This window comes from Streptomyces sp. SID5464, from assembly GCF_009862985.1.
Classification (GTDB): domain Bacteria; phylum Actinomycetota; class Actinomycetes; order Streptomycetales; family Streptomycetaceae; genus Streptomyces; species Streptomyces chartreusis_D.
The window spans coordinates 283,848-305,867 of the sequence record NZ_WWIQ01000001.1 but is presented as its reverse complement, the minus strand read 5'-3'; the positions used below and the strand labels follow the sequence as shown (position 1 = coordinate 305,867).

Here is a 22,020-nt window from a genome sequence, read left to right as displayed (position 1 = left end):
AGATGTGTATAAGAGACAGCTCCACGATCACCGAGCCGCGCCAGCTGAGCCTGAAACCAGTCCAGCCGCGCCTGCAACAACGCGGCCTCCGCGACGAGTTCGGGCACCCCCAACCCTTCGGCCCCTTCGGCCCCCGCCCTCCGCAGCCCTGCCGGCGTCGTAGCACCCGCGGCCACGACCCGCAACCCGTCCCCCGCCAACCGAGCGAACCCGGCAAGCGACAAGGACGGCCGCCCCCGCAGACACCCCCCGCAACAGGGCACCAACGCCCGCCACCCCGGCCGCCCCCAGCCGGCCTCGCCCAGCGCATCGGCCCCGGCGCCGCACGCACACGCCCCGACGGTCATGACCCGCACCCGCTGCCGGGCATACCGAAACCCTCGTTCGAAGCGGATGTAGGCCCCGAGAACGGAGACCTCCAACAGCACGGCCGCCCGGTGCTCGGCCGTGCACAGCAACGCCTCCGCCGCCTTCCGGTCATGCACGCAGTGGAACCCGCAGTCGCAGCGCCGATGCGGCGCCCGGTGCCGCAGCCCGTACACACACGACGCCTCGGCCACCACCCCGTACGGCAGCGCGCCGCCCAGCGACACACCGGTGAACCCGGCCCGGGTGCCGTCCTGGGACAGCACCGGGTGGGCGATCTTGTATCCGGTCGGCGGCTCCGTCGGACGCTCCGCCGGAAGCCGCAGCCTCATCGGGCGACCGGAACCTCTTCGGGCGCGGGCTCTTCAGCCTCCCGCAGCCGGAACTCGTGCAGTTCGATCTCCTCGTCCCGGACCTGCGGCTGCTCCTCCGCGACCCCGGTGGCCAGTGCCTTGCCCAGCTTCATGACGCCTCCATGAAATGCCGTCGCCGACCGTCCCGGCCATGGTGACCCACGAGGCCCGGGTTTGGACATAGGGCACTCCACGGGCACGCTCCGTGACCCCGCGGCACTCCACCGGAACAGCCGAAAAGCATCCCTTACGAATACCAGGTAGAAGAATTAACTAGAGCTACACAGTCACGCTGCCGACACTACTCACATGACGACCCCCTTCGGCCGCGCCCTGTGCGCCATGATCACCCCGTTCACGACGTCCGGCGCACTGGACCTCGACGGCGCCCAGCGCCTCGCCGCCCACCTGGTCGCACAGGGCTGCGACGGCCTCGTCCTGTCCGGCACGACGGGCGAGTCACCGACCACCACGGACGCCGAGAAGTCGGCCCTGATCGCAGCCGTCCGCGAGGCCGTGGCCGACCGGGCGTCGATCGTGACGGGCATCGGCACGCCCGACACCCGCCACACCGTCGAGCTGGCCCGAGAGGCGGAGAAGGCGGGCGCGGACGGCCTGTTGGTGGTGGCGCCGTACTACAGCAGGCCCCCGCAGGACGCGATCGAGGCCCACTTCCGCGAGATCGCCGACGCCAGTGAGCTCCCGCTCATGCTCTACGACATCCCGAACCGCACCGGCATCCGAGTCGAACCGGAGACGATCCTCCGTCTCTCCGCACACCCCAGGATCGTCGCGGTCAAGGACTGCTCCTACGACTTCCTGGCCGCCCAGAAGGTGCTGGCCCGCACGGACCTGGCGTACTACGCGGGCTGCGACGAACACAACCTCGCGCTCTACGCGGTCGGCGGCACGGGGTACGTCAGCACGGTCGCCAACGTGATCCCGGACCGCCTGCGAGCCGTGCTGGACGCGTTCGACGCGGGCGACACGGCGCAGGCGGCCCGCCTCCAGCAGCAGGCCACCCCCCTCATCGAGGCGATCATGTCGGCAGGCCTGCCGGGGACCGTGACGACCAAGGCGCTCCTGAACGCCCTGGCCCTCCCCGCGGGCCCGGTCCGCGCCCCGTTGCGGCCCGCCGACGACAAGACGACCGACGTGCTCCTGTCGCTCTACCAGACCCTGATCACCACCTGACGAAGGCGTCACCGCTCCGCGAACACCGGCTCCCACCGCCCCTTCGTGTTGTCCTTGGGCGACCGGAAGCCACTGAGCGGTACCACCTTGTCGCTGCCCATCGTCACCAGAACCAGCCGTTGGTGGTACTCGTTACCGTCGGGCCCGATGTCCCAGGCGACGAGTGAGTCGCCGTCGGCCCAGGCGAGCAACTGCTGCCCGTGCACCTCGGTGCGCGTTTTGCCCGTGCGCGAGTCCAGGATCCAGGAGGACGTCTTCCACTTCTTGCCCGCGAACTGACCGGCGACGAGCGCCCCGTCCGGCGACACCCCCGCCTCGACGAACCAGTCCCGGTGCCGCTCCCTCACAGGCGGGGCGACCTCCTTGCCGCCGACGTCGTAGAACCTCTTGCCCGGTTCGGAGGGCAGGCCGGACCAGACGAGGCTGCCGTCACGGCTGAAGGCGAAGTCCTGGCGCGAGTTGAGGAAGCTCCCCGGGTCGTCCGGGTCCAGGCCGATCTTGATCTCGGTCCAGGAACTCCTCCCCGACGCCACGTCGATGACGTGGAACCCGGTCCGGTACGACTTCATGAACAGGGCGTCCCAGTCGTCCGAGCCCTCGATCTTCACCCGCTGGTCGGGATTCTGGCTGTAGGTCGTGGCGACGAGCTTCGTACCATCGGGCGAGAACTCCACGCCCGCCACCGGGCGATCGACCGGGAGCCACCGCTCGACCTCACCGCTCGCCAGGTCGAGCAGCCCGATGCGCCGGACGGGCAGGTCCCGTTCCAGGACGGCGGCGGTCTTCAGCCCGGGAGCGACGGCGACGTACGACCACCGGTCGGCCTTCTCGTACTTCTTCGTCTCGGGGTCCAGCAGCCAGTACGTACGTTCGGAGACGGCACGGTCGGCGGACTGCTCGACGTTCCTGAAGGTGTAGTACGCGGCCAGCGCGACCCGCCCGGCCGCGATCAGGTCGCGCGGCGGCGACTGGTCCGGACGGGCGGTTACGCCGGTCTGCTCCACACCGCCCGAGGGCCGGACGTCCTGCTTGCCGGAGTCCAGCATCGGCACGGCCACGGCGACGGCGACCACGGCGGCGACCGCCGCTGCCGCGGACGCCAGCCGGCGGCTGCGGCGGCGCCGGCGGACCGCGAGCACCCGGTCGGCGAAGCCGGGTGCCGCGGGCGGCTGCCCGTCGGCCTGGTCGCGCAGCGCGTCGCGCACGAGTTCGTCGACGTTCACTGACGCACCTCCACGGGCGAGTAGTCACGGGACGGCCGCTGTTCCGCGGCGGCCGGACCCAGGGCGGCCAACTCGGGCGCGAGGGCGCGCAGCCGGGCCAGGGAGCGGTGGGTGGCGGACCGTACGGTGCCGACGGAGCAGCCCAGGATGCGGGCCACCTCGGCCTCGGGCAGGTCCTCGAAGTAGCGCAGCACGAGCACGGTGCGCTGCCGCGCGGTCAGCCGGGCCAGCGCGCCCCGCATCACCAGGCGCAGCTCGGCCGCGCCGGAGGCGTCCGGGGCGGCCGGGGTCTCCGGCGGTTCGGCGACGCTCAGCTCGCGCCTCGGCCACTTCAGCCGCCAGCGGCTGACCTGCTGGCGGTAGAGGACCTGCCGGACGTACGCCTCGGGTTCGTCGATGCGGTGCCAGCGGCCCGCCGCCTTGATCAGCGCGTTCTGGAGCAGGTCCTCGCCCGCGTGCCGGTCGCCGCCGCTCAGCAGGACCGCGGTCCTCAGCAGCGTGGACGACCGGTTCGCCACGAACTCCCGGAAGCTCTCCTGCGCTTCGGCATCCATCGTCACCTTCGCTTTCCCCCGGGGCGGACCCGCTGCCCGCCCCCCGTACCCCTTGTGACGCGCGCGGGAGCCTCCCGCTATGCCACCTGCCGGTCACGAAAAACGGACCGGGGCCCGTACCGCACGGTGTGCGGTACGGGCCCCGGTCCGTCGAGGTGGCGGTTCAGTTCCAGGCGTAGCCGTCGCCGAACAGCAGCGTGTGCTCCAGCACGTCCTCCGCCGGGTCGTCGACCTGGCCGACGTTGACGTTGAGCAGCCCGACCCGGTGGCCGTTGTGGGAGCCCGTGTTGGTCTCGTCGGCGTGCGCACTCCCCGCCGGAAGCCAGCACACCACCAGCGTCGTGACCGCCCCGGCCAGACAGCGCGCCACGGCCCGCCCCCGCTCGTTCCTCATGCCCCGGTCCTCGTTTCGTCGGTTCGGCGAATGATCGGACACTGCGTCCACCCGTTCATCTGCCGAGACCACCAGGAGGTCACGCCGGGTCATCCGTACGGGATACGGGAGCGTCAGTTGTGGCTGTGCAGGATCTCGTTCAGCCCGCCCCACACCGCGTTGTTCGGCCGGGCCTCGACCGTGCCGGTGACCGAGTTGCGGCGGAAGAGGATGTTGGAGGCGCCGGACAGCTCGCGGGCCTTGACGATCTGGCCGTCGGGCATGGTGACGCGGGTGCCGGCGGTGACGTAGAGGCCGGCCTCGACGACGCACTCGTCGCCCAGGGCGATACCGACGCCCGCCTCGGCACCGATCAGGCAGCGCTCGCCGATGGAGATGATGACGTTGCCGCCGCCGGACAGCGTGCCCATCGTCGAGGCGCCACCGCCGATGTCCGAGCCGTCGCCGATCACGACACCGGCGGAGATGCGGCCCTCGACCATCGACGTGCCGAGCGTGCCGGCGTTGAAGTTGACGAAGCCCTCGTGCATGACGGTGGTGCCCTCGGCGAGGTGCGCACCGAGGCGGACCCGGTCGGCGTCGGCGATCCGGACGCCCTTGGGGGCCACGTAGTCCGTCATGCGCGGGAACTTGTCGACGGAGGTCACCTGGAGGTGCAGGCCCTCGGCGCGGGCGTTCAGCCGCACCTTCTCGAGGTCGTCGACGGCGACCGGGCCGAGCGAGGTCCAGGCGACGTTGGCGAGGAAGCCGAAGATGCCGTCCAGGCTCTGGCCGTGCGGCTTGACCAGGCGGTGGGAGAGCAGGTGCAGGCGCAGGTAGGTGTCGTGCGCGTCGATCGGCTTCTCGTCGAGGGAGGCGATGACCGTGCGGACCGCGACCACCTCGACGCCCCGGCGGGCGTCGGGGCCGATCGCCGCGGTGGCGCCGCCGCCGAGCAGCTCGGCGGCCTGCTCGGCGGAGAGCCGCTCGGTGCCGGACGGGCCGGGCTCGGCGGCCAGCTCGGGCGCGGGGAACCAGGTGTCGAGGACGGTGCCGTCGGCGGCGATCGTGGCGAGGCCGGCGGCAACGGCGCCGGTGGTGCGAGGAGCAGTCGTGTCGGTCATGAGGGCAACCTAACCGGCGGACGGCGGTCCAGGCGAACCGGTGCGGGGGCGTCTCACGTGACGGGCGGTATCCGCGTCGAAGGCGCCCGTCAGCAGCACGGACACGCCCCGCCCGCCGGTGTCACCCATCGGCCCCCGCGAGGACTCGTCCCAGCACCTCCCGCGCATACGCCTCGTCGTAGGGCGTCCCGGTCAGCAGCACCTGCAGGCAGATGCCGTCGACGACCGCCACCAGCGCCCGCGCGGTCACGGGGTCGGTCCGCCGGGACAGCTGTTCGGCGACACCCTCGGCCCACTCGGCGGCGACGGGCCGCAGCGCGGGCCGGCGCAGGGCGGCCAGGTACAGCTCGTACTCCAGCTCCACCCCCGTACGGTCACCGGCGAGCCACTGCCCGATCCACCCGGCGAGTTCGGCGGCCAGATCGGTCCCGGGACCATCCGGACCGCCGCACGAGGCGATCACCTTGGCGAAGCCCTCGTTGGTCTGCCGCAGTGCGGCGACCAGCAGCTCGTCGAGGGTGCTGAAGTGGTACGTCGTGGAGCCCAGCGGGACATCGGCCTCGGCGGCGGCGGTGCGGTGGCTCAGTCCGGCGATGCCCTTCGAACCGACGACCCGGATCGCCGCGTCGATGATCCGCTGCCGCCGCTCGGGGTCGTGGCGCCGGGGCATCAGTGCGCACCTCCCAGGTTCAGCACCACGACCCCGATGATGATCAGCGCGATCCCGGCGGCCTTGGCGACGGTCATCCCCTCCCCGAGGAAGACCATGCCGATCGTGGCGATGGCCGCGGTGCCGGCCCCGGCCCAGATGGCGTAGGCCGTGCCGACGGAGACGGTCTTCAGCGTCTGCGCGAGCAGCCCGAAGGAGAGGAGGTAGCCGAGGAGCGTGAGCAGCGAGGGCGTGAGCCTGCTGAACCCGTCGCTGTACTTCATGGCGGTGGTCGCGCCCACTTCGGCGGCGATGGCGCCGGCCAGCAGCAGATAACCCATGTGTACGAGCGTACACACCATCTGTACGCCCGTACACAAGAAGGGTCCGGCGAGTGGTCCCGGATATCGGTGAGAAACCGCTCTCACAAAACGCGCCCCAGGTGTCCCAGGCGTCCACTACGGTGTCCACCGATCACACACCGGGCCACCACAACTGCGCCGCCGTCAAGGGTGCCCGCGGAGGAACAGCGCATGGCAGAAAACAAGTCCCGGCCCCCCCAGGACCGCCCGTGGGAGAGCGGCTGGGCCCCGGACACCACCCGGGCGCCGGGAACGCGACGGCTCTGGCTGGCGGGCGCCCTCGCCCTGGCCACGGTCAGCGCGTGCGTCACGGCCGTCACCGTGATGGATAACGAATCCCGCGAGGCCACGCCCGAGGCGGCGGAGCCGACCACACTCGGCAGCTCGGCCCCGGGAGGCCTGATCTCGTTCGCGACCCCCTCCAAGAGCGGCTCGGGATCGCCGGGCGCGGACCGGGGGCACCCGTCCCCCACCCCCACCACGAGCGCACCGACCAGCGCCGCCCCGAAGCCGAAGCCGCAGGAGAAGGCCCCGAAGGCACCGGCGCCCCCCACGTCGTCGAAGCACCCGAAGCCCCCGCGCTCGAACGGCACCTCCATACGCTCGGTCAACTACCCCGACCGCTACTGGCGCGTGCGCGACGGCTCCGTGCGCCTGGACCAGATCGGTTCCGGATCCGAGCAACGGCAGGACGCCACCTTCCAGCGCGTCGCCGGTCTCGCCGACCCCTCCTGCTACTCCTTCGCCACGGCGGACGGCCGCTACCTGCGCCACCGCAGCTTCGTCCTGGTCAAGGACGGCAACGACGGCTCCGCCCTGTTCCGCAAGGACGCCACCTTCTGCCCACGCCCCGCCTCCCACCCCGGCGCGGTCATGCTGGAGTCGGTGAACTACCCGGGCCGCTTCCTGCGCCACCGCAACTTCCAGCTCCGCCTCGAACCGTACGAACACAGCACCCTGTACCGCGCGGACTCGGCGTTCCGGCTGGTGGCCGGGCTGGACTGAGCATGCGAAGGGGCGGCACCCCGGGAGGGTGCCGCCCCTTCGTCAGCCGGTGAATCTCAGACGTTGAACCCAAGCGCCCGAAGCTGCTCGCGTCCGTCGTCCGTGATCTTGTCGGGGCCCCACGGCGGCATCCAGACCCAGTTGATGCGCAGCTCGTTGACGAGGCCGTCCGTGGCGGACTTGGCCTGGTCCTCGATGACGTCCGTCAGCGGGCAGGCCGCGGAGGTCAGGGTCATGTCGACGGTCGCGATGTTCGACTCGTCGACGTGAATGCCGTAGATCAGGCCGAGGTTGACGACGTCGATGCCCAGTTCGGGGTCGACGACGTCCATCAGGGCCTCGCGGAGTTCCTCCTCCGAAGCCGGCTTCATCTCCACGGTCTCGCTCATGCCGTCGTCTCCTTCTCGGCGTCGGCTCCGCCCAGCACCTGGGCCGTCGCGTCCTTCCAGGCCATCCAGCTCAGCAGGGCGCACTTGACCCGGGCCGGGTACTTGGACACCCCGGCGAACGCGACCGCGTCCTCCAGGATGTCCTCCATCGCGTCGTCGGGCACGAGCTTCCCCTTGGACTGCATCAGCTCCAGGAAGGTCTCCTGGATCTTCCGCGCGTCGGAGAACTCCTTGCCGACGAGGAGTTCGTTCAGTACGGAGGCCGAGGCCTGGCTGATCGAGCAGCCCTGGCCCTCGTACGAGACGTCCTCGATCTTCGTTCCGTCGTACTTCACGCGCAGCGTGATCTCGTCACCGCACGTCGGGTTGACGTGGTGCACCTCGGCGTCGCCATCCCGCAAGCCCCGCCCGTGCGGGTTCTTGTAGTGGTCCAGGATGACTTCCTGGTACATGGAGTCCAGTTTCACCGTTCAGCACGCCCTTCAGCCGAAGAAGTTCCGTACGTGCTCCAGGCCGTCGACCAGCGCGTCGATCTCGGCCGGCGTGGAGTACAGATAGAACGACGCTCGCGTGGTCGCAGGAATTCCGTACCGCAGGCAGACCGGCCGCGCGCAGTGGTGGCCGACCCGGACCGCGATGCCCTGCTCGTCGAGGACCTGGCCCACGTCGTGCGGGTGGATGTCCCCGAGGGTGAAGGAGATCGCCGCTCCGCGCTCCTCGGCCGTGGTCGGGCCGATGATGCGCAGGTCCGGGACCTCCAGCAGCCGCTTCACCGCGTACTCGGTGAGTGCGTGCTCGTGGGCGAGGATCTTGTCCATGCCGATCGAGTTGAGGTAGTCGATCGCCGCGCCGAGACCGACCGCCTGGGCGACCGGGGGCGTGCCCGCCTCGAACTTGTGGGGCGCCGGGGCGTAGGTCGAGGAGTGCATCGACACCGTCTCGATCATCTCGCCGCCGCCGAGGAACGGGGGCAGGTCCTCCAGCAGCTCCTGGCGGCCCCAGAGGACGCCGATGCCGGTCGGGCCGCACATCTTGTGGCCGGTGAAGGCCACGAAGTCGGCCTGGAGGGCCTGCACGTCCAGCGGCATGTGGGGCGCGGCCTGCGAGGCGTCGATGCAGACCAGCGCACCGACCTCCTGGGCGCGGCGCACGATCGCCTCGACCGGGTTCTGGGTGCCCAGGATGTTGGAGACCAGCACGAAGGAGACGATCTTCGTCTTCTCCGTGATGACCTCGTCGATGTTGGACAGGTCCAGCCGGCCGTCGTCGGTCAGGCCGAACCACTTCAGCTTCGCACCCGTGCGCTGCGCGAGCAGCTGCCACGGCACGATGTTGGAGTGGTGCTCCATTTCCGTGATGACGATCTCGGTCTCGGAGTCCACGCGGTAGGGCTCGTCGGCCCAGCCCAGCATGTTCGCCACGAGGTTGAGCGACTCGGAGGCGTTCTTCGTGAAGATCACCTCGTCCCGCGAGGGCGCGTTGACGAACTCCGCGACCTTGTCGCGCGCGCCCTCGTACAGCGCCGTGGCCTCCTCGGCGAGCACATGCACACCGCGGTGGACGTTGGCGTTGTAGCGCTCGTAGTACTCACTGAGTGCGTCCAGCACCTGGCGCGGCTTCTGGCTGGTCGCCGCGTTGTCCAGGTACACGAGCTTCTGACCGTCGTGGACCTGCCGGTCCAGGATCGGGAAGTCCTTGCGGATCGCCTCGGTGTCGAGGAGGCCCGGCAGCTGTGTCACGCTGATGCGCCACCCTTCGTGTATGCCTCGTAGCCCTCTTCCTCCAGCTTGTCGGCGAGCTCGGCACCGCCGGACTCGACGATCCGGCCGCCGGAGAAGACGTGCACGTGGTCGGGCTTGATGTAGCGGAGGATGCGCGTGTAGTGCGTGATCAGCAGGGTGCCGACCTCGCCCGTCTCGCGGACGCGGTTCACACCCTCCGACACGACGCGCAGGGCGTCGACGTCCAGGCCGGAGTCGGTCTCGTCGAGGACCGCGATCTTCGGCTTGAGCAGCTCCAGCTGGAGGATCTCGTGGCGCTTCTTCTCACCGCCGGAGAAGCCCTCGTTGACGTTGCGCTCGGCGAAGGCGGGGTCCATGTTGAGGCGCTCCATGGCCTCCTTGACCTCCTTCACCCAGGTGCGCAGCTTGGGGGCCTCGCCGCGGATGGCGGTCGCGGAGGTGCGCAGGAAGTTCGACACGGACACACCCGGGACCTCGACCGGGTACTGCATCGCGAGGAACAGACCGGCGCGGGCCCGCTCGTCGACGGACATCTCCAGGACGTCCTCGCCGTCGAGGGTGACGGTGCCGCCGGTGATGGTGTACTTCGGGTGTCCCGCGAGGGAGTAGGCGAGGGTCGACTTGCCCGAGCCGTTGGGGCCCATGATGGCGTGCGTCTCGCCCTGCTTCACGGTGAGGTCGACACCCTTGAGGATTTCCTTCGTGCCGTTCTCGACCTCGACGGTGACGTGCAGGTCTCGGATTTCAAGCGTAGCCATGGGTGCCTCAGGACTCCTGGGTGAGGGAGACGAGCACATCGTCCCCTTCGATCTTTACGGGGTATACGGGGACGGGGCGCGTCGCGGGAAGGGCGTCGGGCTTGCCGGAGCGGAGATCGAAGCGCGAGCCGTGCAGCCAGCACTCGATGTGACAGTCGTCGACCTCGCCCTCCGACAGGGAGACGTTCGCGTGCGAGCAGATGTCGTAGACGGCGAACACCTCGCCCTCGGTCTGCACGATGGACACGGGCGTGCCGTCGAGTTCCACCCGCTTCGGGGTGTCCTCCTCCAGCTCGCCCAGTCCGCAGGCGCGTACGAAGGTCATGCGACCGCCGCCTCCAGCTCCTCCTCGATCTTGGCGATCAGGCGCTCCTCGATGTCCGGGAGGCCGATCTGCTGGACCAGCTCGGCGAAGAAGCCGCGGACCACCAGACGGCGGGCCTCGTGCTCCGGGATGCCGCGGGCCATGAGGTAGAAGAGCTGCTCGTCGTCGAAGCGGCCGGTGGCCGAGGCGTGGCCGGCGCCGACGATCTCGCCGGTCTCGATCTCGAGGTTCGGTACGGAGTCCACGCGGGCCCCGTCCGTGAGGACCAGGTTGCGGTTCATCTCGTACGTGTCCGTGCCCTCGGCCGCGGCCTCGATGAGCACGTCGCCGATCCACACCGCGTGCGCGTCTTCGCCTTGGAGCGCGCCCTTGTAGACGGCGTTCGACTTGCAGTGCGGGACGTTGTGGTCGACGAGGAGGCGGTGCTCCTGGTGCTGGCCCTCGTCGGTGAAGTAGAGGCCGAACAGCTCGGCCTCGCCGCCGGGGCCGGCGTACTGCACGCGGGGGTGCAGCCGGACGACGTCGCCGCCGAAGGTGACGACGACGGACTTGAAGGAGGCGTCACGGCCGACGAGCGCGTTGTGCTGCGCGACGTGCACGGCCTTGTCGTCCCAGTCCTGGACGGAGACGACGGTCAGCTTGGCACCGTCGCCCAGGAGGTAGTCGACGTTGGCGGCGAGCACCGCGTCACCGGTGTGGTCGATGACCACGACGGCCTCGGCGAAGGCGCCCAGCTCGATCACCTGGTGGCCGAAGGCGGTGCCGCCCTCGCCGTGCACCGCGATGCGGATCGGCTCGGTGAGGACGGTCTCCTTGGGGACGGTCACGACCGAGGCCTTCTCGAAGGCGGAGTAGGCCTGGGCGGCGACCCGGTCCACCGGGGTGCCCGCCTTGCCGAGCCGCGCGTCGTCGCGGCCGACGGCCTCGACGGTGACGCCCTCGGGGGCCTGGACGTCGACCTTCACACCGTTGCCGTCGGCCACGGCGGTGCCGTCGTGCAGCCCGCGCAGGCGCTCCAGCGGGGTGAACCGCCACTCCTCCTCACGGCCGTGCGGAACGGGGAAGTCCGCCACGTCGAAGGAGGGGGGCGCGCTCATGCGGGTGGCGACGGTCGACTCGGCCGCCACCGCGATCGAGCCGGTGGTGGTCGAGCCCACCGGGATGTTCTGAGCCTCAGCCATGGCTGTCGTAGTGCTCGCTTTCCGTTGCGTAAGGGGGCGTGATGGGACTGCGGGCGGGGGTCAGCCGACCGCGCCTTCCATCTGCAGCTCGATCAGCCGGTTGAGCTCCAGCGCGTACTCCATGGGGAGCTCCTTGGCGATGGGCTCGACGAAGCCGCGCACGATCATCGCCATGGCCTCGTCCTCGCTCAGGCCGCGGCTCATCAGGTAGAAGAGCTGGTCCTCGGAGACCTTGGAGACGGTGGCCTCGTGGCCCATGGACACGTCGTCCTCGCGGACGTCCACGTAGGGGTAGGTGTCCGAGCGGGAGATCGTGTCGACCAGCAGCGCGTCACAGAGCACGTTCGACTTGGAGCCCGGGGCGCCCTCGCCGATCTCGATGAGACCGCGGTAGGACGTACGGCCGCCACCGCGCGCGACGGACTTCGACACGATGTTGGACGACGTGTTCGGCGCCATGTGGACCATCTTGGCGCCCGCGTCCTGGTGCTGGCCCTCGCCGGCGAAGGCGATGGACAGCGTCTCGCCCTTGGCGTGCTCGCCCATCAGGTAGACGGCCGGGTACTTCATCGTCACCTTGGAGCCGATGTTGCCGTCGACCCACTCCATGGTCGCGCCCTCGTAGGCCACGGCGCGCTTGGTGACCAGGTTGTAGACGTTGTTCGACCAGTTCTGGATGGTCGTGTAGCGGCAGCGGGCGTTCTTCTTGACGATGATCTCGACGACCGCGGAGTGCAGCGAGTCCGACTTGTAGATCGGGGCGGTGCAGCCCTCGACGTAGTGCACGTAGGCACCCTCGTCGACGATGATCAGGGTCCGCTCGAACTGGCCCATGTTCTCCGTGTTGATGCGGAAGTAGGCCTGCAGCGGAATCTCCACGTGCACGCCCTTCGGCACGTAGATGAAGGAGCCGCCGGACCACACGGCGGTGTTCAGCGCGGCGAACTTGTTGTCACCGGCCGGGATGACCGTGCCGAAGTACTCCTTGAAGAGCTCCGGGTGCTCCTTCAGGGCCGTGTCGGTGTCGAGGAAGATGACGCCCTGCTCCTCCAGGTCCTCGCGGATCTGGTGGTAGACGACCTCCGACTCGTACTGCGCGGCGACACCGGCGACGAGGCGGTTCTTCTCGGCCTCGGGGATGCCCAGCTTGTCGTACGTGTTCTTGATGTCCTCGGGCAGGTCCTCCCAGGAGGCCGCCTGCTTCTCCGTGGAGCGCACGAAGTACTTGATGTTGTCGAAGTCGATCCCCGACAGGTCCGAGCCCCAGTTCGGCATGGGCTTCTTCTCGAACAGGCGCAGGCCCTTGAGGCGGAGCTTGGTCATCCACTCCGGCTCGCTCTTCTTGGAGGAGATGTCCCGGACGACGTCCTCGCCCAGGCCGCGACGCGCCGACGCACCGGCATCGTCCCGGTCGGCCCAGCCGTATTCGTACTTGCCCAGGCCCTCGAGCTCAGGGTGAGCAGTCTCCGTGGGGAGAGTCATGCGGGGTTCCTCCCGGCCGTGCTTGCAGATGCGTTGTGGGAAATCTTGGGGATGAACGTCGTGCAGACGCCGTCGCCGTGCGCGATGGTGGCGAGCCGCTGTACGTGTGTACCGAGCAGCTCGGCGAAAAATTCCGTCTCCGCCTCGCACAGCTGCGGGAACTGCTCGGCGACGTGGGCGACCGGGCAGTGGTGCTGGCAGAGCTGCTCACCCTTCTGCGGGTGGGGCGCACTGCGCGCCGTAGCAGCGTACCCGTCGGCGCTCAGGGCCTTGGCCAGGGCTTCCGTCCGCTGCTCGGGCGCCGCGGTCTCGACCGCCGCGCGGTACGCGCTCGCCTGCGCGGCGATCCTGGCGCGGGCGAAGGCGGCGATCGCCTCGTTCCCGCCCTCGCGGTCGGCGATCCAGCGCAGCGCGTCCGCCGCCAGCTTGTCGTACGACTGGTCGAAGGCGTCCCGGCCGCAGTCGGTCAGGGCGAACACCTTGGCCGGCCGGCCGCGGGTGCGCGCGCCGTAGACCCGCTGCTCGCGCGCCTCGACGACACCGTCGCCCGCGAGGGCGTCGAGGTGCCGGCGCACGGCCGCCTGGGTGAGGCCCAGCCGGTCGGCGAGTTCGGCGACGGTCGACGGGCCGTGGTCCAGGATGGACCGCGCGACTCGGTTGCGGGTGGACCGCTCCCCGGTCGCGAGCTCCTCCTGAGGGGCCCCCGTGGGGGTCTCCCGAGCCTCGCCGACGTTTTTCACAACGCCATTGTTGCGTAATTCATCGGGACCGGGCAAGCGGCGGCCGGCCACCCCCGAGGTGCCCTGCGTCACTTAGGTGAACCTAATCTGACCTGCGGAAATGATCTCCGATCGATCAAAGCGGTGGCATGCCGAAGCCGCTTCGGGGACACTCCCGAACCATGTCCACACCCCCTCCGACCGGCCCTCTTGTCACCCGGGACACACTGCGCGCGCAGCTGTGCGAGCTGGGCGTACGCCCCGGCGAGACCCTCCTCGTGCACTCCTCGCTCAGCTCCCTCGGCTGGGTCAACGGCGGAGCCGTCGCGGTGGTGCAGGCACTGCTCGACGCGCTCGGCCCGGAGGGCACGCTGGTGGTTCCGACGCAGACCGGCGACCTCTCCGACCCGGTCCTGTGGGGCAACCCGCCCGTGCCACCGGAATGGTGGGAGGCCATCCGCGCCACGATGCCCGCCTACGACCCCCGGATCACGCCCGCGCGCGGGGTCGGTGTCGTCCCGGAGACCGTGCGCACCTGGCCCGGCGCGCTGCGCAGCGCCCATCCGCAGACCTCGTTCGCGGCGGTCGGCCCGCGCGCGGCGGCGGTGATCGAGGACCACGCGCCCGACTGCCGGCTGGGCGAGCGCAGCCCGCTCGCGAAGCTGGAGGCCATGGGCGCCCGGGTCCTGCTGCTCGGCGCCGGCTACGCCTCCTGCACCAGCTTCCACCTCGCCGAGTACCGGATACCGTCCCCGCGCGTCGCCGTGGGCCGGCCGGGCCCCGACGGCTGGGAGACCGTGACGGAGGTGTCGATCAGCTCGGACCGGTTCGACGAGCTGGGCTACGACTTCGAGCGGGACCGTCCCGTCGTACGGGGAAAGGCCGGGGCGGCCGAGGTGCGGCTGTTCCCGGTGGCCGACGCGGTCGCCTACGCCGAGCGGTGGCTGCCGGTGCACCGGCCCCGTGAGGAGGAGTTCCAGCACCCGCCGCTCTGAGCCCCGGCGCACGAACCTAGACTCTGGACCCATGCGAAGTGAGCCCGTGGTCCAGGTCCAGGCCCTGGTGAAGCGGTACGGCACGAAGACCGCGGTGGACGGGCTCGACCTGGTGGCCCGGGAGGGTGTGACCGCCGTGCTCGGCCCCAACGGGGCGGGCAAGACGACCACGGTCGAGACCTGCGAGGGGTACCGGAAGCCGGACTCCGGCACGGTGCGCGTCCTGGGCCTCGACCCGGTCGGACAGTCCCGGGACCTGCGGCCCCGCATCGGCGTGATGCTCCAGTCCGGCGGCGTCTACTCGGGCTCCCGCGCCGACGAGATGCTCCGCCATGTCGCCAAGCTGCACGCCCACCCCCTCGACGTGGACGCGCTCATCGAACGCCTGGGTCTCGGCTCCTGCGGCCGTACGACCTACCGGCGGCTGTCGGGCGGGCAGCAGCAGCGGCTGGCCCTCGCGATGGCCGTGGTCGGCCGCCCCGAGCTGGTGTTCCTGGACGAGCCGACCGCCGGGCTCGACCCGCAGGCCCGCCGCGCCACCTGGGACCTGGTCCGGGACCTGCGCGCCGACGGCGTCTCCGTGATCCTCACCACCCACTACATGGACGAGGCCGAGCAGCTCGCCGACGACGTGGCGATCATCGACGCGGGCCGGGTCATCGCCCAGGGCTCCCCGGAGGAGCTGTGCCGGGGCGGCGCCGAGAACACGCTCCGCTTCAGCGGCCGGCCCGGCCTGGACGTGGGATCGCTGCTGAAGGCCCTGCCCGCCGACTGCTCGGCCGCCGAGCTGACGCCGGGTTCGTACCGGGTCGCCGGCAAGGTCGATCCGCAACTGCTCGCGACGGTCACCTCCTGGTGCGCCCAGCACGGTGTGATGCCGGAGAAGATCTCGGTGGAGCGGCACACCCTCGAAGACGTCTTTCTCGAGCTGACCGGCAAGGAGCTGCGTTCGTGACCGCCACCGGCACCGGGATGTACACGCCGAAGCCCGGCGCGGCGCCCCTGCCCCGCATGATCGCGGCCCAGGCCGCGCTCGAGACGAAGATGCTGCTGCGCAACGGCGAGCAACTGCTGCTCACCGTCGTCATCCCGACCCTGCTCCTGGTGCTCTTCAGCACCGTGGACATCGTCGACACGGGCGCCGGCGAGGCGGTCGACTTCCTGGCCCCCGGCATCCTCGCGCTCGCGGTGATGTCGACCGCGTTCACCGGGCAGGCGATCGCGACCGGCTTCGAGCGCCGCTACGGCGTGCTGAAGCGGCTCGCCTCCTCGCCCCTGCCGCGCTGGGGCCTGATGACGGCGAAGACACTGTCCGTGCTGGTCACCGAGGTGCTCCAGGTGGTCCTGCTGACGGTGATCGCCTTCGCGCTCGGCTGGTCGCCGCACGGCAACCCGTTCGCCGTGCTGCTGCTCCTGGTCCTCGGTACGGCGGCCTTCTCGGGCCTCGGCCTGCTGATGGCCGGGACGCTGAAGGCCGAGGCGACGCTCGCCGCCGCCAACCTGGTGTTCCTGCTGCTGCTCGTCGGCGGTGGGGTCATCGTGCCGCTCGACAAGTTTCCCCCCGCCGCGCAGGACGTGCTGGGCCTGCTGCCCATCTCGGCCCTGTCCGACGGCCTGCGGGACGTGCTCCGGCAGGGGGCCGGGATGCCCTGGGCCGAGCTGGGGATCCTCGCCGTCTGGGCGGTCGTCGGGCTGGCGGCGGCCGGACGGCTCTTCCGCTGGGAATGAGCGCTGGGAGCAAGGCCATGACGGACCCTCGTGAAAGCGTGCACAAGCGGCGTCCTACGATGGGTCGCGTGCCAAAAGTGACCCGCGCCGACGCCAGGGCGGCCCTGCGCAACCCGCTCGCCTTCATCGCCGAGCGCTGGACCCCGGAAACCCGGACGGTCCAGCGCGCGGCCCTCTCCGCCATCGTCATGTCGGTGCTCATCGTGGTCACCGGCGGAGCCGTACGGCTGACCGGCTCGGGCCTCGGCTGCCCGACCTGGCCCAAGTGCACCGACGACTCGCTCACCGCCACCAGCGAGATGGGCTTCCACGGCGCCATCGAGTTCGGCAACCGCATGCTGACGTACGTGCTGTGCGCCGCCGTCGGCTGGGCGATCATCGCCGCGCGCTCCCAGAAGCCGTACCGGCGCAGCCTGACCCGGCTGGGCTGGGCCCAGTTCTGGATCGTGATGAGCAACGCGGTGCTCGGCGGCATCGTGGTGCTGGTCGGGCTCAACCCCTACACGGTCGCGGCGCACTTCGTGGCGACGTCCGCGCTCATCGCGGTGGCCACGGTGATGTGGCAGCGCACCCGTGAGGGCGACGCCCCGCCGCGCCCGCTGGTCGGCAAGGCCGTGCAGCAGCTGGTGTGGTTCCTGGTCGCCGCCGCCGTGCTGCTCATCCTGGTCGGCACGGTGGTCACCGGCGCGGGCCCGCACGCCGGCGACTCCAGCGAGGTCGAGCGGATGCCGGTCGACTGGGAGACGGTGAGCAAGCTGCACGCCGTGCTGGCGTGGATCGTGGTGACGCTGACGTTCGCCCTGTGGTTCGTCCTCAAGGCGGTCGACGCGCCGCGCTCCCCGCTGCACCGCACCCGCGAACTGTTCCTGATCCTGCTCGCGCAGGGCGTCATCGGCTACGTCCAGTACTTCACGGACCTGCCCGAGGTCCTGGTCGGCCTGCACATGCTCGGCTCGGCCGTGATGTGGATCTGGGTACTGCGGGTGGTGCTGTCGCTGCGCGAACGGCCGCAGGTGGTGGCCGACGTCCCCGGCCCCGCCGCCGAGGCGACCCTGGCCCAGGCCTAGGGAGGGTCCGCAAGTCCCCCCGGCCCCGCGGCTCGCGGACCTCTAGTCGAGCCCGTACACCCGGCGCGCGTTGCCCGACGCCAGCATCCCCGCCACGCGCTGTGCGTCGGCCAGGGACCACGCGCCCTCGGCGACCCAGGTGCCGAGAACCCGGCCGAGCGCCTCGCGGAACAGCCGGGCGCCGACGACGTGCAGCTCCGGCAGTCCCTGTGCGCCGGTGGAGAAGAGGATCTTGCCGAAGGGGGCCAGCTCCAGGATCTCCGCGAGGACGGTCGCGGCGCGGGCGCCGGTGCGGACCAGGGCGGCGCCGGAGTCGACGTAGACGTGCGGGAAGACCCCGGCCAGGTGGGCGGCGTGCCGGTGGTACGGGTAGCCGTGCAGCAGGACGAGGTCCGTGCCGAGCCCGGCCGTGGCCCGTACGAAGTCGGTCAGCAGCACCGGATCCGTACGGTCGATCCGCAGACCCGGTGCGCCGAGCCCCGCGTGCAGCTGGAGCGGCAGGCCGGAGGCGACGGCGCTCCACAGCAGGTGCCGCAGCAGTACGGGGTCGCTCAGCTCCCCGCCGACCTCGCGCCCCGCGAGCCAGCGTCCGACGGCCCCCCGCACCTCCCCCGGCCCCGGCGGCTCCGGCGCGAGCGCGAGGCCGTGCCGTACGCCCGCGACCGAGGTGAAGGCGACGGCGTTCGCGGCGGCGGCGTGCACGGACTCGGCGAGGTTGGCGAGGAAGGACTCGACGGTCCCGGACGTGTCGGCGACCTGCTCGGCGAGCAGTTCCAGACGGACGATCTCGCGAGCCTCGGCGGCTCCAGCGGAGGCCAGTTCGCCGGGTTCGGTCAGATCACCGGGCAGGCCCGTGTCGACCAGGTACGTCGTGATGCCGCTGCCGCGCAGGAGCCGGCGGGCGGACTCCAGGACACCCAGTTCGCGGCGGCGGGCCAGGTAGCGGGCCGGTGCGCAGTGGGGTTCCAGGCCGAGCAGGGGCGGGCACCAGCGCCGCACGGCGAAGCCGGTCTGGGTGTCGAAGAGGGTGGTGCCGGGGGCGGGCGGGCCCTCCGTGCGGGAGAGGTGGGCCTCGAAGGTGCCGAGGCCCAGCTCCGTGCGCAGCACTCCGTGGCAGTACTGGTCCACCAGTGACGGCGTTTCGATCATCCGGGCCTCCCGGTGTGGACCCTGTTGCTCTCAAGGGTCCTAACGGGTGAACCGGGTGTGAGGTCGCGGTCCCGGGGTGGGTGGCCGGTGCCGTACGGCGGGTGCAGACCGCATGTGGTTGCTCGCGCAGTTCCCCGCGCCCCCAGAACCAGGTCAGTCGTTCTTGGGGCCGCCTACCTGGATACCGGCCATACGGCTCCACTCGTAGCGGCCCGTCTTCACCTTGGCCGCGAACTCGCCGTCGAAGGACTCGTGGGTGGTGATGCCGGACTTCTCCACGGCCTTCTCGGCGATCTCGTGAGAGGGGGCGACCAGGTCGCCCCAGTTGCCGTCCTCGCCCACGAGGACGATGCGGGCGCCGCGTTCGCCGAGGTAGGCGACCTGGCCCTCGGCGCCGCCGTGGGCCTTGGAGAAGGAGCTGATCTGCTTGGCGAGCTTGGCCGCCTTGCGCTCGGCCTTCGGGTCAACCTGCTGCGTGTCTGCCATGGTGGCGATGCTACTCACGAGTAGATCGACTGGCGAGAGCAGGGCCCTGTGACGTACGTCAGCGCTGTGTCAGCGCAGGAAGGGGTCGACCGCGACCGCCACGAACAGCAGCGAGACATAGGTGATCGACCAGTGGAACAGGCGCATCTCCTTCAGCTTCGCGCCCGTCACCTCCGCCTTCGCGCGGTTCTGCAGGCCGTGCGCCTCCCAGAGCCAGAAGCCACCCGCCAGCAGAGCGACCGCCGTGTAGAACCACCCGGTGTAGCCGAGCGGCTGCAGCAGGAGCGAGACGGCGACCATGACCCAGCTGTAGATCACGATCTGCTTCGCGACCACCTTGTTGGAGGCGACCACGGGCAGCATCGGGACGCCCACGCGCGCGTAGTCCTCCTTGACCTTCATGGACAGCGGCCAGTAGTGCGGCGGCGTCCAGAAGAACATCACGAGGAACAGGATGACCGGCGCCCACGACATGGAGTTCGTGACCGAGGACCAGCCGATCAGTACGGGCAGGCAGCCGGCGATGCCGCCCCACACGATGTTCTGCGAGGTACGGCGCTTGAGGATCATCGTGTAGACGACCACGTAGAAGAGGAGCGCGCCGAGGGAGAGCCAGGCGCTCAGCCAGTTCACGGTGAGGCCGAACAGCAGCGTCGAGGCGACGGCGAGGGTGATGCCGAAGGCGAGGCACTCGCGCGGGCTGACCATGCCGGTGACCAGCGGCCGCTGCGAGGTGCGGTCCATCAGGGCGTCGATGTCGCGGTCGATGTACATGTTGAGGGCGTTGGCGCCGCCCGCGGACATGTAGCCGCCGACGCAGGTCAGCAGCACCAGCGACAGGTCGGGCACGCCCTGCTGCGCCAGGAACATCACCGGGACGGTGGTGATCAGGAGCAGCTCGATGATCCGCGGCTTGGTGAGAGCCACGAACGCCTTGACACGGGCCCCGAACGGCCGGTGGGCCGGGCTCTGGTCCGTCCCGATCATCCCCGCTGGACGGGATTCAACGGCCGTCACGCACACCCCTACAGAGACATCCCAGCAAGCCTCACCCGTGTGAAGTCCCGGTAAAGGCTCGCGCGTACCACGCCACTTTAGACGTTGCCCAGAGTCGGACATTCGCGGGGGTCGGGTCGTGTTGGAGGGCGGCTTCCGAAGGGCGCGCGGAAGCTCGATTGAGCACCCGGATGAGCGGCTCCGTATTCACTTGCCGAATGGGATACGGCCCAGTCAGGAGGCGGATCGAAACGACTCCCGGCACTCTGGACGGACTCGAAAGAACGCACGTCCCACGGGGGTAGGCTCGACTGCGGCCGGTGGGCGCCCCGATACACCGGCATCCGACTTGTGAGAGGAGCCCTGACCCAGGGTGAGCACCAAGCCGACCACCACAGACCTCGAGTGGACCGAGTTGGACCAGCGGGCCGTCGACACCGCGCGTGTCCTGGCCGCCGATGCCGTACAGAAGGTCGGTAACGGCCATCCGGGTACGGCGATGAGCCTGGCGCCTGCCGCCTACACCCTCTTCCAGAAGGTGATGCGGCACGACCCGGCGGATGCCGACTGGGTCGGGCGGGACCGCTTCGTGCTGTCCGCCGGCCACTCGTCCCTGACCCTCTACACCCAGCTGTACCTGGCCGGTTTCGGCCTGGAGCTGGACGACCTGAAGTCCTTCCGCACCTGGGGATCGAAGACCCCGGGCCACCCCGAGTACGGGCACACGACCGGTGTGGAGACGACGACCGGCCCGCTCGGGCAGGGTGTCGCGAACGCGGTGGGCATGGCGATGGCCGCCCGCTACGAGCGCGGTCTGTTCGACCCGGAGGCCCCCGAGGGCGAATCGCCCTTCGACCACTTCATCTACTGCATCGCCGGTGACGGCTGCCTCCAGGAGGGCATCTCCTCCGAGGCCTCGTCCCTGGCGGGCCACCAGAAGCTCGGCAACCTGATCCTGCTGTGGGACGACAACCACATCTCGATCGAGGGCGACACCGAGACGGCCGTGTCCGAGGACACCGTCAAGCGGTACGAGGCGTACGGCTGGCACGTGCAGCGGGTGCAGCCGCAGGAGAACGGCGACCTGGACCCCGCCGCGATCTACGAGGCGATCCAGAAGGCCAAGACCGTCACGGACAAGCCGTCGTTCATCGCGATGCGCTCGATCATCGCCTGGCCGGCCCCGAACGCGCAGAACACCGAGGCCGCGCACGGCTCGGCGCTGGGCGAGGACGAGGTCGCCGCGACCAAGCGGGTGCTGGGCTTCGACCCCGAGCAGAGCTTCGAGGTGGCCGACGAGGTCATCACGCACACCCGCAAGGCGCTGGAGCGGGGCCAGGCGGCCCGCGCGGTGTGGGAGAAGGCGTACCAGCAGTGGCGGGACAACAACCCCGAGCGCGCCGCGGAGTACGACCGGGTCGCCAAGGGTGAGCTGCCCACCGGCTGGGAGGAGAAGATCCCGGTCTTCGAGGTCGGCAAGGGCGTGGCCACGCGTGCCGCCTCGGGCAAGGTCCTCCAGGCGCTCGGCGCGGTGATCCCGGAGCTGTGGGGCGGCTCTGCCGACCTGGCCGGCTCCAACAACACCACGATCGACAAGACCAGCTCCTTCCTCCCGGCGGACAACCCGCTGCCGGAGGCGGACCCGTACGGCCGCACGATCCACTTCGGCATCCGCGAGCACGCGATGGCCGCCGAGATGAACGGCATCGCGCTGCACGGCAACACCCGGATCTACGGCGGCACGTTCCTGGTCTTCTCCGACTACATGCGCAACGCGGTGCGGCTGTCGGCGCTGATGCA

At 70.4% G+C, this 22,020-nt stretch carries 26 protein-coding genes; 7 read left to right on the top strand and 19 right to left on the bottom strand.

What is annotated here, in order from left to right:
* A partial coding sequence (locus GTY47_RS40590) for a hypothetical protein (protein ID WP_010039766.1) occupies window positions 1–698 on the bottom strand: 698 nt, incomplete at its 3' end.
* A complete protein-coding gene (locus tag GTY47_RS40065) occupies window positions 695–832 on the bottom strand; it encodes a hypothetical protein (RefSeq protein WP_173937313.1) in 138 nt (45 codons plus the stop codon). The genes GTY47_RS40590 and GTY47_RS40065, both read right to left, overlap by 4 nt.
* A gap of 196 nt (window positions 833–1,028) precedes the next feature.
* On the opposite strand from GTY47_RS40065, the gene dapA reads away from it, so the two are divergent.
* Window positions 1,029–1,913: a 4-hydroxy-tetrahydrodipicolinate synthase gene (gene dapA, locus GTY47_RS01410; RefSeq protein WP_010039764.1), complete on the top strand. Its 885-nt coding sequence runs from the start codon at window positions 1,029–1,031 to the stop codon at window positions 1,911–1,913.
* Between the two features lie 8 nt (window positions 1,914–1,921).
* Here the strand turns inward: dapA and GTY47_RS01405 are convergent, their stop codons facing one another.
* The 6 genes from GTY47_RS01405 to GTY47_RS01380 all read right to left on the bottom strand — a co-directional run bounded on the left by GTY47_RS01405 (window position 1,922) and on the right by GTY47_RS01380 (window position 6,177).
* On the bottom strand, window positions 1,922–3,136 hold the full coding sequence (locus GTY47_RS01405; protein ID WP_010039762.1) for a hypothetical protein: 1,215 nt from the start codon (window positions 3,134–3,136) through the stop codon (window positions 1,922–1,924).
* Entirely contained in the window at window positions 3,133–3,690 is a 558-nt protein-coding gene (locus tag GTY47_RS01400; protein WP_010039761.1) for a SigE family RNA polymerase sigma factor, read from the bottom strand. Before GTY47_RS01400 ends, GTY47_RS01405 begins: the two co-directional genes overlap by 4 nt.
* Window positions 3,691–3,853: 163 nt before the next feature.
* The gene (locus tag GTY47_RS01395) at window positions 3,854–4,084 is read right to left on the bottom strand and encodes a hypothetical protein (RefSeq protein ID WP_010039759.1); all 231 of its coding nucleotides are present in this window, start codon (window positions 4,082–4,084) and stop codon (window positions 3,854–3,856) included.
* Between the two features lie 113 nt (window positions 4,085–4,197).
* Window positions 4,198–5,187: a 2,3,4,5-tetrahydropyridine-2,6-dicarboxylate N-succinyltransferase gene (gene dapD / locus GTY47_RS01390; RefSeq protein ID WP_010039756.1), complete on the bottom strand. Its 990-nt coding sequence runs from the start codon at window positions 5,185–5,187 to the stop codon at window positions 4,198–4,200.
* 121 nt (window positions 5,188–5,308) lie between these two features.
* Window positions 5,309–5,857, bottom strand: a complete 549-nt coding sequence (locus GTY47_RS01385; protein ID WP_010039755.1) for a TetR family transcriptional regulator — start codon at window positions 5,855–5,857, stop codon at window positions 5,309–5,311.
* Entirely contained in the window at window positions 5,857–6,177 is a 321-nt protein-coding gene (locus GTY47_RS01380) for a multidrug efflux SMR transporter (RefSeq protein ID WP_010039753.1), read from the bottom strand. Before GTY47_RS01380 ends, GTY47_RS01385 begins: the two co-directional genes overlap by 1 nt.
* A gap of 192 nt (window positions 6,178–6,369) precedes the next feature.
* On the opposite strand from GTY47_RS01380, the gene GTY47_RS01375 reads away from it, so the two are divergent.
* Window positions 6,370–7,203: an AbfB domain-containing protein gene (locus GTY47_RS01375; RefSeq protein WP_010039751.1), complete on the top strand. Its 834-nt coding sequence runs from the start codon at window positions 6,370–6,372 to the stop codon at window positions 7,201–7,203.
* A gap of 56 nt (window positions 7,204–7,259) precedes the next feature.
* On the opposite strand, the gene GTY47_RS01370 is transcribed toward GTY47_RS01375, so the two are convergent.
* The 8 genes from GTY47_RS01370 to GTY47_RS01335 are packed head-to-tail and all read right to left on the bottom strand — an operon-like array spanning window position 7,260 to window position 13,820.
* Window positions 7,260–7,592: a metal-sulfur cluster assembly factor gene (locus tag GTY47_RS01370; protein WP_010039749.1), complete on the bottom strand. Its 333-nt coding sequence runs from the start codon at window positions 7,590–7,592 to the stop codon at window positions 7,260–7,262.
* The gene (gene sufU / locus GTY47_RS01365; protein ID WP_010039747.1) at window positions 7,589–8,059 is read right to left on the bottom strand and encodes a Fe-S cluster assembly sulfur transfer protein SufU; all 471 of its coding nucleotides are present in this window, start codon (window positions 8,057–8,059) and stop codon (window positions 7,589–7,591) included. The genes GTY47_RS01370 and sufU overlap by 4 nt, the downstream gene beginning before the upstream one ends.
* A gap of 15 nt (window positions 8,060–8,074) precedes the next feature.
* A complete protein-coding gene (locus GTY47_RS01360; RefSeq protein WP_010039745.1) occupies window positions 8,075–9,331 on the bottom strand; it encodes a cysteine desulfurase in 1,257 nt (418 codons plus the stop codon).
* Window positions 9,328–10,092, bottom strand: coding sequence for a Fe-S cluster assembly ATPase SufC (gene sufC / locus GTY47_RS01355; protein WP_010039743.1), 765 nt, complete (start codon window positions 10,090–10,092; stop codon window positions 9,328–9,330). The genes GTY47_RS01360 and sufC overlap by 4 nt, the downstream gene beginning before the upstream one ends.
* Before the next feature lie 7 nt (window positions 10,093–10,099).
* Complete coding sequence (locus GTY47_RS01350) at window positions 10,100–10,417, bottom strand: non-heme iron oxygenase ferredoxin subunit (RefSeq protein WP_010039742.1); 318 nt, start codon at window positions 10,415–10,417, stop codon at window positions 10,100–10,102.
* Window positions 10,414–11,598 carry a Fe-S cluster assembly protein SufD gene (gene sufD / locus GTY47_RS01345; protein WP_010039741.1) on the bottom strand — a complete coding sequence of 395 codons (1,185 nt, stop codon included), beginning with the start codon at window positions 11,596–11,598 and terminating at the stop codon, window positions 10,414–10,416. Before sufD ends, GTY47_RS01350 begins: the two co-directional genes overlap by 4 nt.
* Window positions 11,599–11,658: 60 nt before the next feature.
* Window positions 11,659–13,080, bottom strand: coding sequence for a Fe-S cluster assembly protein SufB (sufB, locus tag GTY47_RS01340; RefSeq protein WP_010039740.1), 1,422 nt, complete (start codon window positions 13,078–13,080; stop codon window positions 11,659–11,661).
* The gene (locus GTY47_RS01335) at window positions 13,077–13,820 is read right to left on the bottom strand and encodes an ArsR family transcriptional regulator (RefSeq protein ID WP_010039739.1); all 744 of its coding nucleotides are present in this window, start codon (window positions 13,818–13,820) and stop codon (window positions 13,077–13,079) included. The genes sufB and GTY47_RS01335 overlap by 4 nt, the downstream gene beginning before the upstream one ends.
* 161 nt (window positions 13,821–13,981) lie before the next feature.
* Between GTY47_RS01335 and GTY47_RS01330 the strand changes: the two genes are divergently transcribed.
* The 4 genes from GTY47_RS01330 to GTY47_RS01315 are packed head-to-tail and all read left to right on the top strand — an operon-like array spanning window position 13,982 to window position 17,589.
* Window positions 13,982–14,794, top strand: a complete 813-nt coding sequence (locus tag GTY47_RS01330; protein WP_010039738.1) for an AAC(3) family N-acetyltransferase — start codon at window positions 13,982–13,984, stop codon at window positions 14,792–14,794.
* A 31-nt stretch (window positions 14,795–14,825) separates the two neighbouring features.
* On the top strand, window positions 14,826–15,749 hold the full coding sequence (locus GTY47_RS01325) for an ABC transporter ATP-binding protein (protein ID WP_040903147.1): 924 nt from the start codon (window positions 14,826–14,828) through the stop codon (window positions 15,747–15,749).
* A 17-nt stretch (window positions 15,750–15,766) separates the two neighbouring features.
* Window positions 15,767–16,522: an ABC transporter permease gene (locus GTY47_RS01320; RefSeq protein WP_040903167.1), complete on the top strand. Its 756-nt coding sequence runs from the start codon at window positions 15,767–15,769 to the stop codon at window positions 16,520–16,522.
* A gap of 59 nt (window positions 16,523–16,581) precedes the next feature.
* Complete coding sequence (locus GTY47_RS01315; RefSeq protein WP_078602826.1) at window positions 16,582–17,589, top strand: COX15/CtaA family protein; 1,008 nt, start codon at window positions 16,582–16,584, stop codon at window positions 17,587–17,589.
* Between the two features lie 42 nt (window positions 17,590–17,631).
* Here the strand turns inward: GTY47_RS01315 and GTY47_RS01310 are convergent, their stop codons facing one another.
* The 3 genes from GTY47_RS01310 to GTY47_RS01300 form a co-directional block, all read right to left on the bottom strand.
* Window positions 17,632–18,738, bottom strand: a complete 1,107-nt coding sequence (locus GTY47_RS01310; RefSeq protein WP_010039733.1) for an amidohydrolase family protein — start codon at window positions 18,736–18,738, stop codon at window positions 17,632–17,634.
* A 153-nt stretch (window positions 18,739–18,891) separates the two neighbouring features.
* Entirely contained in the window at window positions 18,892–19,224 is a 333-nt protein-coding gene (locus tag GTY47_RS01305) for a hypothetical protein (RefSeq protein WP_010039731.1), read from the bottom strand.
* Between the two features lie 69 nt (window positions 19,225–19,293).
* On the bottom strand, window positions 19,294–20,247 hold the full coding sequence (locus GTY47_RS01300; protein WP_029181153.1) for a heme o synthase: 954 nt from the start codon (window positions 20,245–20,247) through the stop codon (window positions 19,294–19,296).
* Between the two features lie 346 nt (window positions 20,248–20,593).
* On the opposite strand from GTY47_RS01300, the gene GTY47_RS01295 reads away from it, so the two are divergent.
* Window positions 20,594–22,020, top strand: a 1,427-nt coding sequence (locus tag GTY47_RS01295) for a transketolase (RefSeq protein WP_010039726.1), incomplete at its 3' end; no start/stop codon positions are given.

Bases quoted from the DNA above. Each gene is read 5' to 3' on its own strand.
- GTY47_RS01370 (WP_010039749.1), bottom strand. From the start codon at position 7,592: ATGAGCGAGACCGTGGAGATGAAGCCGGCTTCGGAGGAGGAACTCCGC.
- GTY47_RS01320 (WP_040903167.1), top strand. From the start codon at position 15,767: ATGTACACGCCGAAGCCCGGCGCGGCGCCCCTGCCCCGCATGATCGCG.
- GTY47_RS01395 (WP_010039759.1), bottom strand. From the start codon at position 4,084: ATGAGGAACGAGCGGGGGCGGGCCGTGGCGCGCTGTCTGGCCGGGGCG.
- GTY47_RS01310 (WP_010039733.1), bottom strand. From the start codon at position 18,738: ATGATCGAAACGCCGTCACTGGTGGACCAGTACTGCCACGGAGTGCTG.
- GTY47_RS01315 (WP_078602826.1), top strand. From the start codon at position 16,582: ATGGGTCGCGTGCCAAAAGTGACCCGCGCCGACGCCAGGGCGGCCCTG.
- GTY47_RS01375 (WP_010039751.1), top strand. From the start codon at position 6,370: ATGGCAGAAAACAAGTCCCGGCCCCCCCAGGACCGCCCGTGGGAGAGC.
- GTY47_RS01400 (WP_010039761.1), bottom strand. From the start codon at position 3,690: ATGGATGCCGAAGCGCAGGAGAGCTTCCGGGAGTTCGTGGCGAACCGG.
- sufD (WP_010039741.1), bottom strand. From the start codon at position 11,598: ATGGCTGAGGCTCAGAACATCCCGGTGGGCTCGACCACCACCGGCTCG.
- sufC (WP_010039743.1), bottom strand. From the start codon at position 10,092: ATGGCTACGCTTGAAATCCGAGACCTGCACGTCACCGTCGAGGTCGAG.
- GTY47_RS01380 (WP_010039753.1), bottom strand. From the start codon at position 6,177: ATGGGTTATCTGCTGCTGGCCGGCGCCATCGCCGCCGAAGTGGGCGCG.
- GTY47_RS01325 (WP_040903147.1), top strand. From the start codon at position 14,826: ATGCGAAGTGAGCCCGTGGTCCAGGTCCAGGCCCTGGTGAAGCGGTAC.
- GTY47_RS01350 (WP_010039742.1), bottom strand. From the start codon at position 10,417: ATGACCTTCGTACGCGCCTGCGGACTGGGCGAGCTGGAGGAGGACACC.
- GTY47_RS01330 (WP_010039738.1), top strand. From the start codon at position 13,982: ATGTCCACACCCCCTCCGACCGGCCCTCTTGTCACCCGGGACACACTG.
- GTY47_RS01305 (WP_010039731.1), bottom strand. From the start codon at position 19,224: ATGGCAGACACGCAGCAGGTTGACCCGAAGGCCGAGCGCAAGGCGGCC.
- GTY47_RS01385 (WP_010039755.1), bottom strand. From the start codon at position 5,857: ATGCCCCGGCGCCACGACCCCGAGCGGCGGCAGCGGATCATCGACGCG.
- GTY47_RS40065 (WP_173937313.1), bottom strand. From the start codon at position 832: ATGAAGCTGGGCAAGGCACTGGCCACCGGGGTCGCGGAGGAGCAGCCG.
- dapA (WP_010039764.1), top strand. From the start codon at position 1,029: ATGACGACCCCCTTCGGCCGCGCCCTGTGCGCCATGATCACCCCGTTC.
- dapD (WP_010039756.1), bottom strand. From the start codon at position 5,187: ATGACCGACACGACTGCTCCTCGCACCACCGGCGCCGTTGCCGCCGGC.
- sufB (WP_010039740.1), bottom strand. From the start codon at position 13,080: ATGACTCTCCCCACGGAGACTGCTCACCCTGAGCTCGAGGGCCTGGGC.